Annotated in this window: 7 protein-coding genes and 2 pseudogenes; 3 read left to right on the forward strand and 6 right to left on the reverse strand. The window is 47.9% G+C overall.

All coding sequences use genetic code 11. The features are described from left to right. Positions 1-431, forward strand: a pseudogene (locus ACN0TT_RS20040) (alpha-amylase family glycosyl hydrolase); the annotation flags it as partial. A gap of 35 nt (positions 432-466) precedes the next feature. Here the strand turns inward: ACN0TT_RS20040 and ACN0TT_RS20045 are convergent. The 3 genes from ACN0TT_RS20045 to ACN0TT_RS20055 form a co-directional block, all read right to left on the reverse strand. After that, entirely contained in the window at positions 467-1,102 is a 636-nt protein-coding gene (locus ACN0TT_RS20045; protein WP_417763894.1) for a hypothetical protein, read from the reverse strand. Between the two features lie 562 nt (positions 1,103-1,664). Then, entirely contained in the window at positions 1,665-3,005 is a 1,341-nt protein-coding gene (locus ACN0TT_RS20050; protein ID WP_417763895.1) for a PepSY-associated TM helix domain-containing protein, read from the reverse strand. A 9-nt stretch (positions 3,006-3,014) separates the two neighbouring features. Then, the gene (locus tag ACN0TT_RS20055; protein WP_417763896.1) at positions 3,015-5,222 is read right to left on the reverse strand and encodes a TonB-dependent siderophore receptor; all 2,208 of its coding nucleotides are present in this window, start codon (positions 5,220-5,222) and stop codon (positions 3,015-3,017) included. Positions 5,223-5,456: 234 nt separating this feature from the next. On the opposite strand from ACN0TT_RS20055, the gene ACN0TT_RS20060 reads away from it, so the two are divergent. Next, a complete protein-coding gene (locus ACN0TT_RS20060) occupies positions 5,457-6,623 on the forward strand; it encodes a mechanosensitive ion channel family protein (RefSeq protein WP_417763900.1) in 1,167 nt (388 codons plus the stop codon). Between the two features lie 122 nt (positions 6,624-6,745). On the opposite strand, the gene ACN0TT_RS20065 is transcribed toward ACN0TT_RS20060, so the two are convergent. Next, entirely contained in the window at positions 6,746-7,480 is a 735-nt protein-coding gene (locus ACN0TT_RS20065; protein WP_417763897.1) for a hypothetical protein, read from the reverse strand. A 58-nt stretch (positions 7,481-7,538) separates the two neighbouring features. Then, complete coding sequence (locus tag ACN0TT_RS20070; RefSeq protein WP_417763898.1) at positions 7,539-8,528, reverse strand: hypothetical protein; 990 nt, start codon at positions 8,526-8,528, stop codon at positions 7,539-7,541. Between the two features lie 320 nt (positions 8,529-8,848). Between ACN0TT_RS20070 and ACN0TT_RS20075 the strand changes: the two genes are divergently transcribed. Then, positions 8,849-10,090, forward strand: coding sequence for an MFS transporter (locus tag ACN0TT_RS20075; protein WP_417763899.1), 1,242 nt, complete (start codon positions 8,849-8,851; stop codon positions 10,088-10,090). A gap of 502 nt (positions 10,091-10,592) precedes the next feature. On the opposite strand, the pseudogene ACN0TT_RS20080 reads toward ACN0TT_RS20075, so the two are convergent. Further along, a pseudogene (locus tag ACN0TT_RS20080) lies at positions 10,593-10,769 on the reverse strand (phage integrase N-terminal SAM-like domain-containing protein); the annotation flags it as partial.

Here is a 10,769-nt window from a genome sequence, read left to right on the forward strand (position 1 = left end):
TCACCTCCATACAAGCACGCTTGAAAGAGCTGCAAAATCAACCCGTAGCGCCAGATGAAATCTCCGCTCCATCGCAAAAAAATAAACAACAAAACGCCACTACCGCATTAAAACCACTGTTAGCTTTTGATGGTGCAACCCATGCAGACACGCAAAACGGTATTCCTTTCCACTTTGCTGACTACCTTGAATTAATTGACTGGACGGGGCGTGCCATTCGGCCAGATAAGCACGGAGCAATCGCGGCATCAGCACCCAAGCTACTACTCTCATTAGGCATTGCGACCGATGCATGGATGCACAGTGCCACCGAGTTCAGCAAACAATATGCTCGCGCTTGTGGCAGTTGGGCGGCAATGTGCGAATTTAAAAGCCGTCAAGGCGGTAGATGGTGCCGTGGCAAGCAATACAGCAGTGAGCTGTATCAGTAGTGCGCCAAAACGCTTTTTATAGATTGCGGTGACGCCTACTGGCTCTTATCGACATAATTAATGGTTAGCATGCCAGTATAAGCGCGATTAAATGTACTTTTTTGCTCCGCTGTCCAGCGTTGTACATAGTGATCACCTTGTTTTACCGAGTCCCAATGGCCAGGAAACGAGACAAAGGTGTCCCACGTTTGCTGAAAGGTTGGGCTGGTATAGATCAACAGATAAGCGGTATCTGCGGGAACCATGACAATGCTTTGTATCGCACGCTCCTGCCAGAAATAGTTTTTGCCATTAGGTTGCAATTGGGGGATGAGTTTTTCCCCTGCGTTAAAGTGCGCATCGTAAAAGCGGATGATGGGTTTGAAGTATAAATCTGGGCCGTACACTTCACTATTTATGCGGATAGCAGAATCTGGTTTGATTGGCACGATGGCATAGTAACTCTTACCCTGCGTAAAACTGTCACAGGCTGGGGATAGGTTATTTATCATGACCTGAAAGCCACTTTCGGTTGGCTGAGGAGTAGCCACCGCTGTCGCAAAGTCACATTGGGATACCGCGCTATCAAGTATGGCTTGTTGCTCTTTTTGCACCTTGGCTGCACAAGCCATGAGTTGCGGCAGCAATAATAAAATAATGCACGTTTTGCTTAGGGGAACATTCCATTGCATATAGTAGCACCTTGGTCTGATTTACAGTTGATGGCGGCTTAATAGTAACTGATTTTTTAAGCTAAATTGCTGGTATCTGGTCGCAAATTTCCAACCGATTTAATGCTGATTTATTCACCTAGTTGTTTTCTTGCTGTGAGTATAACCCTCTGAATAGGTCATTCAAATAATGTGGAGGAGGGGATTGACGGCCAAGTGGGCAGATTATTAGCGCTGTAATGTGACAGTAGCACAGGGGTAACACAGTCATCGCCCTGAGAGTTTTTGAATATAACGTCGTGGACGCTAGAAAACCAAAAAGCGTGTAAAACAGGTTTCTTGATTGATATGCTTCGGTGGCCCTTATGAACTTGAGCTGTGGTTCTAATCATTATTATCAGTAGTATCTCGGGCGACAGGGTCGCGAGATTTTCCATCAGTATTTTCTGCTTGAGATAACGCAATTAAGCATAGCTGGCGCAAAAAAAAGAGCCTGCAAGCAGGCTCAAATGAAGCGACTGTGAAAAATAATAAAATAAACAGAGGCTGGTAACTAACCGAGACGGAGTATCTCAGGGAGTGATTAACTCAAACTGAAGTCACTGTTAACCCGCTGAATTAATCGATACCCGCCCCAAAAACAGCCGACCAACGTGATGCCACTCCACACTAATAAAAATAGCGCCGAGCCGAATGCAATAGGCGGCCACTGCCAGCCATCGGCATGGGTGCCAAGCGCGGCGATATGCATAACGGCAATCACTAAAGCAGCCAACAGGCACAACCAGCTCAAATAGATGGCTAAGCGTAAACTGGTGCTGCTGCTTGGCGTTGATTTAGCAGCGAGCCGATTGACATACATCCAGGTGCCACTAAACGCCATCACACTCAAGCTCAGGCCGAACACCACCCAAATCAACTTGCTGTACAGCCCGCCAAAATCACCAAAGTGCAGCGGGTCAGCCATATTCGACCAACGCCAATAAGGGCTTAACTCATCCGCCGTTTGGCGGTAGCTCAGTTGCATGGTACTTGGGTCGATATACACCTTGTTAGCGCGATGGCGTGCTAGCAAGGCCGATGTTTGTCCCGCAATAAACAGATAACCTGCGCGATGTAAGCTGATTTGGTGAATGGTTAGCTCGGGTATCGCCTGCTCAGTGATGTTGATGGCTTGTGCGAGTTGCTCTGCGGTAATCGTCGTCTTTACTCGTGTGAGTGTTGGTAATGGCCGCTCTGCACCACGAACGCTGTCGGTATAGGAAAACAGCCCGTCGAACATACTGAACCGTGTTTGTTCGTACAGGTACCAACAACCCGTTACAGCAATCAATACACTAAACCAGAGCGACCACAAACCTAACCAGCGGTGCCAACTACTCCAGCGAGCTCGCGCACTATTGCCTGAGGGCAAGGTCCAAAATTTTTGCCACCAGCGTTTATAAAACACTAAACCGGTGATGATGGAGGTTAACAGCAGCAGCGCAAACACGCACACGAGGTATTTACCAATCCCTAACGGGTTGAACATTACCATGTGAAAGTCGCGGAAAAAGCGGGCGATAGTCAGTGCCGAGTAAGTGCCGTTGATCTGCATTGTTTGCGGATCGACCAGTACATATGCAGGCGCGGCCTTTGGCGGTTTGACCATTACGCTGATGGCGTAGCCTGCTGTTGTGGCGGTTTCCAAGTGCAAAATTTCCACCTCCGGCATGGCGGTTTGCACCTGTTGATAGGCGTCCACCAACTGCTGGTGGGTCACTTGGTCTGCGTCGCTGCGCCACGCGGGATTGGTTAGCCAATCTAGCTCATGAGATACCGTGGCAAAGGTGCCACTCCAGCAGATGATGAATAACATCATGCCGGAGAGCACCCCAATAAAGGTATGCCATGCGAGCCAGTGTTTTTTCGTTGGCCACTGCATAGCGACTCCTTAGAATGTCGCTGAAACAGAGGCAAACATGCTGCGGGGTGAACCTACGCTGACGCGCAGATCGCCGCCACTGGCGCTGTAGTACTCTTCATCAAACAGGTTCTTGGCGGAGAGTTGCAGGCGAATATTGCCGTCATAAGCAACAGGCAGGGTGTACCATAACGACAGATCAACCGTAGTGTAACTACCTAAACGCCAACTGTTGTTGTCATCGCCAAAACGGTCGCCCATGTAAAATGCTCCAACACCAGCACCAACGCCTTGCCATGCGCCTTGATGAAACTCGTAGCTAGTCCACAAGCTGGCAGTATGCTCCGCCACGTTGCGTGGGCGATTACCTGCGTTATTGCCGGTGCTGATTTCGGCATCTGTGTAGGCGTATCCCGCCATAACGGTCCAGCCGGGTAAAGGTTGGCCGTTAATATTGAGTTCAACCCCTTGTGATTGTTGGCCTTTAACCAGCTGAAATTCGTTATCTACTTGGGTGAGCACGTTGTCTTTCTCAATCTTGTACACCGCCAAGCTGCTGTTGAGTTTACCTTCGAAAAACTGTCCTTTAGCGCCCACTTCATACTGTTTGGAGTTTTCTGGCGGGAATAGCTCTGTTTCTGAGCTTTGGCCATTGGCTTCTAACTTAAAGGTTGTGTTGGGGGCGAACGCTTCAGAGTAGCTAACAAAGGCTGACAGGTTATCCAGCAGACGATAGTTAAGTGCCACTTGTGGAGAAAACTCATTCACTGTATCTGCTGGGCCATCACCGTCTACATCGGAAAAGTCCCATCGGCCGCCAAACAGTACGCTGAGTTGTTCGGTCAGTTGCAGATAATCATTGGCGAAGAAACCGTAATCTTCGGTTGCCGCATGGATACGTTCCGCCCCCTCGGTTGGCAGCTCTGTCGGTAACATGCCATACACCGGATTGGCGATATCAAACAGCGCTCCTGTGGCTGGTGTACCCATGGTGATAGGCGTTGCAATAAAATAGCGAGCATCGTGGTAATTGTTTCTGTCGGCACCAAAGGCTAAGCGATGGGTCATGCCCGCTAGTTGCCAGTCGCCCGTGAGACGTAGTTGCTGATAGTCGGCATGACGCTGATATTCTCGGTTACCATCGGTGCGACGTGCTAAAAAGATGCGATCGCCATCTTCGTAATACGGTTTAACGTGGTTGTTAAAATCAGGGGAGGTGATAAAACCATCAACAATCGGAGCGCTGGCGTCGGTAATCAATTCGGCGGCTGGGCGCGATTGTAGATCATTGGAGTAAGTGTTCTCCCATGCAGCGCGAATGTCCAATTGCCAGCCGTTAGCAAATAGGTGGTTGAGTCCGACAGAGCTAAATTCAAAGCGAGTATCTATCTCTTCAGAATCATCACCAAAGCGGCGTGAGCGCGGAATATCCATTAAACGGTTGACAATTTCGCGGCCATTTGCCGTTGCAACTGTCATGGTGCCACGATCAAACGAGCGAAACTCATCGCGATACTCATAAGAGGCCGTCAGGCGGGTGCTACTGGATAGATCGTAGCGGCCTGTTAGCGCGATAACATTGCGCTTAATATCAAAGTTGTCGCGGAAGTAACCTGAGTCTTGCAAGGAGACGTTGGCGCGCACGGCCGCCTTGTCGCCAATGGGGGTCGATAAGTCGCCTTGGAACATGTAGTTATCCCAAGAGCCAGCGCGCACTTCACTATATAAACGGCGTTCATCCAGCGGTTTTTTGGTAATAACATCTACTAAACCACCGGGCTCTACTTGGCCATAGGTGATGGAGGCGGGGCCTTTGATGACGCGAATGCTTTCTAGGTTGCTGGTGTTGACGCGAAAGTTAGAGGCGATGCGTAAGCCATCGCGGTAGATGGTGTTGCGGCGAAAACCGCGGATCAGATAATCATTGTTGCTGCCACCAAAACCGTCAGACAGACTGACACCCGGTACGTTACGTAACGCATCTTCGAGTTCAGTGACTTTTTGGTCTAACAGCAGTTGTTCTGGCAGTACGTCGATGACCCGTGGCATCTCTAGATATTCAAGTTCTTGGCCAAACAAACTGTTGCCGCTAGAGGTTTGGTAACGATGTGGGTTGGTGCCGATAACGTTGATGCGTTCGATAGATTGCTCCGCTGGTGGTGCTTCCGCAGCGTAACCTAAATGGCTTAACGTGATGCCGCAAATCGCGGCTAACGGCGTAAGATAGAAACGGCGCATAGTGGTGTAACTCCCCAAGTATTAGCAAAAATTCATGTCTAATAAAGAGGCGGTATTTTGCTACTCATACAACTGAAAATCATTATTATTTACAATTGTGTGATAATTAGCTGAGCGGGAGCTGCTGTAGGCCGTTAACCGATATGTTGCTAATTTGAGCGCTTTTTTGCGTCAGTGGCTGTTTTTGTGCCAACATGATTAGCACAATTTGCTAGCGAAGAGGATGTCGACGTGATGGTAAGTAACCTATCAATGGCGCAGATTACCGAGCAGTTGGGCTTTCCCTTATTGGGAAATTCATTAGCCGAATGGTGTTTAGCCACCGGCATATTGTTGCTAACGCTCGCGCTAACTATGTTGAGCAAGTGGTTGTTAATCAATCGATTATCTGCCTTATCTAAACGAGTAAAGTTGACTTTTGTGGATGCTGTCTCCGCCGCGCTAGACAAAACTTATATCTTTTTGTTGTTCTTCCCATGGCTATTGTTTGCGTCGAGTTGGTTAACGTTGCCTGCCACGCTATCAAAAAGCCTCAATGTGCTGGCTACCATCGCGTTTTTTATTCAGGTAGGGATCTGGCTCTCCGCCGCCGCTGCCACCTTTATCCAGCACTCGCGCCAACATGCGCTGGCGACTAATGCCGCGGCTGCCACCAGTTTAGCGGCGGTGTCGTTTCTCAGTCGTTTGGTGATTTGGGCGATAGTGCTGTTGCTTGCCTTGGATAATATCGGCATTGATGTGACTGCCTTGGTGGCTGGTTTAGGGGTCGGCGGTATCGCTGTGGCGTTAGCGATTCAAAATATTTTGGGCGACTTGTTTGCTAGCCTGTCGATCATCATTGATAAGCCGTTTGAGATTGGTGACTTTATTGTGGTGGGCGACTTTATGGGGGTAGTGGCCAACATTGGCCTTAAAACCACGCGCATTAGTAGCTTAGGTGGGGAGCAGATTGTGTTCTCCAACAGCGACTTGTTAGCGTCGCGCGTACGTAACTATAAACGGATGCAGCAGCGGCGGGTGGTGTTTGGCTTTGGTGTGCTGTATCAAACCACTGCCGATCAGTTAGAAAGCATTCCTACTATGGTGCGTGAGATCATCGAAGGGCTAGAATCAACTACCTTTGATCGCGCCCACTTCTTTAAATTTGGTGATTCATCGTTGGACTTTGAGGTGGTGTATTACGTGCAATCAGCGGATTACAACGTTTATATGGATACTCAACAAAGCATCAACTTAGCGCTTATCCGTCAGTTTGCCGAGCATGACATAGTGTTCGCTTATCCCACCCGTTCGTTGTATGTGGAAGCGCCAGTGCCTGTCACCTTCGATAAAGCCCCTGATGGGGCGGTCGAGGTTACAACAAAAGGTGCTGCTGATGGTAATGCCGCGCGTGCCAATTAAATGGAGCTAATGGCATATCCGCCTGTGGCATTGGTCACAGGCGGATAAACGGTGCTTAGTTGAATAAGCGTCACTGGCTGCGCCTTGCTCATAGCGCGTTTAATTTGAGCAAAAATTAAACGCTAAAGTGCAACAGCCCCTAGAAACGTATTCACCGCTTTATGAAACTCGTCGAAGTTAGCTAGATGTTCAACGCGTTTTGGAAAATCACAGGGAAGTGATGCCAGATCAGCGACGACTTGCTGCCGCGTGGAGGAGTTAAGCAGCAGAATAATGATCATTCCCCAAAAACTGAGGTAATTCTCATCGTAGTACTGCACGTAGCGCGGGTTAACGTCGTGGTGCAGATAATTAACCGCTCTCAGGCTTTGCAGAATCCGCGTGGCGGTTTCATCATCGGCATAGGGGGCAAAACGATCAATCTTTTTGATCATGCTAGATAGACTTGAATAGCGGTTTATTTGGTTTGCGACGCCGAGATATCTGTTATAAGCCGCCACATCTGTTGCTTGGCCATTTTCAATGTTTTTAGCGTCACTAAAGCCAAAGAGCATGATGGCGATAAACACATCGTAGGACGGTTTATCAAACCCTTGCGTCTTCCATTCGTAGGTGGCGAGATAGGCGGCTTTGACGATATCGAGTTGCGCGCCAGTGTCCACACTGATGAAATGCCCTAGCCGCAAATAGTGATAACAAAAGCGCTGGCTTTGATGTTCATCGAGTAACTTAAAAAGCCGTTTAGCATGTTTTTTAATATCGTCATGCTGGGCTGGATAGAACTTTCCTTGTCTGTTTTTAATTAACGCTTTGTCTTCATCTTCGATAAACGTCAAAAGTAACTCTTTAGCTTCCACTACTCATCTCCTGTTGAGCGTTATATATCCCTGTTTTTTAAACCCTATGTTTTTCGTGTTACAGCTTAAGCAGATCTTGCTGGTTGAAGTGGAGCACAACGTTGGGGTCTAACTTAAGTGCCAAATCCAAAAAACGGTCGGGGGTAATGTTCAAGTCAGTCTGCATAATACTGTTGTAACAGCCCAGCAATGGCAGTGCCCATTGTTGGGCGTATTTCCAGCTATCACTGAAATCGGTAAACGCTTCTGCAAACTCGTGGCGTTGGTAGTGAATCATGCCTCGGACATAATACAGCTGCCGTTTGTTGTGGCCTTTGGGTTTACTCAAGCCTTCATTAACCGCAGTGAGCGCATCTTCGGTTCTGTCTAACGCCAGTAAACTTACCGCCTTAAATAGATGCAGTTTGTCTAAGTAATGGTATTGCTTCTCTGCCACTCTGTAGCTTTGCAGCGCCTCGTCATGTTGACCAAGCTGTGCTTGGATATTGCCGCGCGTTATATAGAAATCGTAGATAAGCATGTTACGGGGGGAGTCATAGATCAAATTGTCGACAGCCGCTAATGCTTGCTGATATTTGCCGTCTTCATATAGTACGTCAACGATATTGAAACGAAGATCGCGCTTGCTATGCCGTTGCTGGGCTTGGTGAAAGTCATCCAATGCACCAGCATAATCTGGGTGCTGTTTCTTTAAATAGGATTCCGTGGGTTGCGATTTAGCTGACGCGCGGTAAAAGTATAACTCTGGATCTCTCAGCCCCAGCTGCTCTGCACGGTCAAATTCAGCAATGGCTTTGGCAAACTGTCGAGGTTCATTGACGTATAGGAATTTACCGTGCACTAGCGCGAGTTCTGCGGAGTCAGGGTAGCGCGGTAGCATCTCATCTAACAGATGTTGTGCTTCTACGAGCTCCCATTTAGCTAAGTTTTTATCAATCTGCTTTACCGCTTGTTTGAGTTCGGGGTCGCTGTCATCGCTACTGGCGTAACCCGCATGGGTGAACGTAAGACAGAGCAGCACCGCTGCAAACATCAGATAACTTTTCATTGGTGTCCCTTCCGTAACATCTGCGCCGCACTTTAACTCAAGTGAAATGAAAATGACAGTTTATGTCCAATTTGGATGGGTTGGCTGGCCTCATAATGAACGACTAAACACGCTGAAATGGCGATGTGATCTGCTTCTCAAATTATTTTTGCATCAAATTCGGCGCTGCATTTTATACCGCCATATTGCATTTCATTCCGTCACGGTTGCAGCTCATTTTATGTTTAGTGCTGACTATTGTATGACAAACTAAATCGGCGTTTATTGACCTTGTGAACACAGAAACCAACCAGTTTAAATGTTGTTGAGGGGTGTCAATCATGAGTGTAAATAACACAATCTCTCTGGAAAACTACGCGAGTGACACAGGCAGTGTGTCTTCAGTTCAACGTACTCGTATCCTCACATTAATCGGCACTATCATCGCCCAGTTTGCGTTGGGGTCAGTTTATACCTGGAGCCTGTTTAATGCGGGGCTGGCGGATAAACTGAATATTCCCGTGGATAACGTGGCGTTCTCTTTTGGTATTTTAAGTTTATCGCTGGCGCTGGCATCTTCAGTGTCTGGCCGTTTACAAGAACGTTTCGGCGTACGGCGGGTGGCGATGGCCGCAGGTATCATGATGGGGTTGGCACTGTTGCTGACATCCTACGCCAGCAACATCACCATGCTGTATATCTGCGCGGGCTTTTTACTTGGCGCGGCAGATGGTACCGGTTACCTGATGACGATGAGTAACTGTGTGCGTTGGTTCCCAGAACGCAAAGGCACTATCTCTGCGTTAGCCATCGGCGCTTATGGCTTGGGTAGCTTAGGTTTTAAATACATTAATATGTCGCTGCTTGAAAATAGCGGGCTGAATCATACTTTTGTGGTGTGGGGCGCGTTAGCGGCGGTGATGGTGGTGATTGGTGGTTTATTAATGCAAGACGCACCAGCACAGCAGAGTAACGTCGCGCAGACTAACAACCGCCAAGATTTCACTACCGCAGAAGCAATGAGAAAACCCCAGTTTTGGTTGCTGGCGGTTATCTTCCTTACTGTATGTATGAGCGGTTTGTATGTGATTGGTGTAGCGAAAGATATTGGTCAGCAATATGCCGATTTATCACTAACAATTGCGGCGAATGCGGTAGCGGTGATTGCGATGGCTAACCTGAGTGGTCGCTTAGTGCTCGGCGTGTTATCCGACAAAATGGCGCGTATCCGCGTGGTCTCCATTGCGTTACTAGCCAGTTTGCTGGGGATTGCCGTACTGCTGTTTATGCCAATGAATATGAATAACTTCTATGTTGCCGTCGCCTGTATCGCTTTTAGCTTTGGCGGCACCATCACCGTGTATCCCTCTTTAGTCAGCGATTTCTTCGGCCTGAACAACATGGCTAAAAATTATGGGGTGATTTATCTCGGCTTCGGTATTGGCAGTTTACTCGGATCATTAGTCGCCACCGCGTTTGGTGGATTTGCTGCCACGTTTTATCTGATTTTTGGCCTGCTAGCGCTGTCGCTGTTGATTTCGTTAATCATTAAAGCGCCGCAGCTTCAAGCACAGCACGCGTAGGAATATAAGTTGTAAAACTTAACACCCCCAGTAGTTAAGCCAATGTTTGCCCCGTTCCCCACGGGGCTTTTTTTGCGTTGTACTAAAACCCCCAATAGTTATCGTGAGCTTTAACGCGCTAGCAAACAGCAAAAAAGGTTGTGCGCTAGTTATGTGACACATTGAGCTGAAACGTCGAAAGGCGGCACTGATATGTTGGCCTACTCAGTTCAGCCCCAAAACGAGTTAGTCGTGTGACTCTGGGCTAACTCTCACACGGTATGATTGACCATAATTATAGTAATGGTTCAAAGTGATTACTTAACAGGTGGCAATTCACCCAAAAGCTTTTCTACGTTGTCGAATCTCTCATAAATGCCTGCTGAAACAAGAGAGACGAGCGCTGCACTTATAGAAAACTACTATAACAATAGTCTCGTGCAGCAGTAATGCCCGAAATGTATTTCTATTCGGTTTCGGTTGCCCCATGTTTAGCCTTGTTTCACGATGAATAGTTACTTGGTATTAGTGAGATTTCTGATGGGGATAACACTGTCGGTAAATGTCTTTGTTTAGTGGCATAGCAAAAACCCAAATCCCCAAGCTCGTGGTGCAAATGCTTTTGATACAAATAGGCTAACGCGTTAAGTGCAATTTTTTGAGTGTTGATAGCCACATTTCGTTGGTTGGCAAGGAAGGT

It is taken from the genome of Shewanella sp., assembly GCF_048265805.1.
Taxonomy (GTDB): domain Bacteria; phylum Pseudomonadota; class Gammaproteobacteria; order Enterobacterales; family Shewanellaceae; genus Shewanella.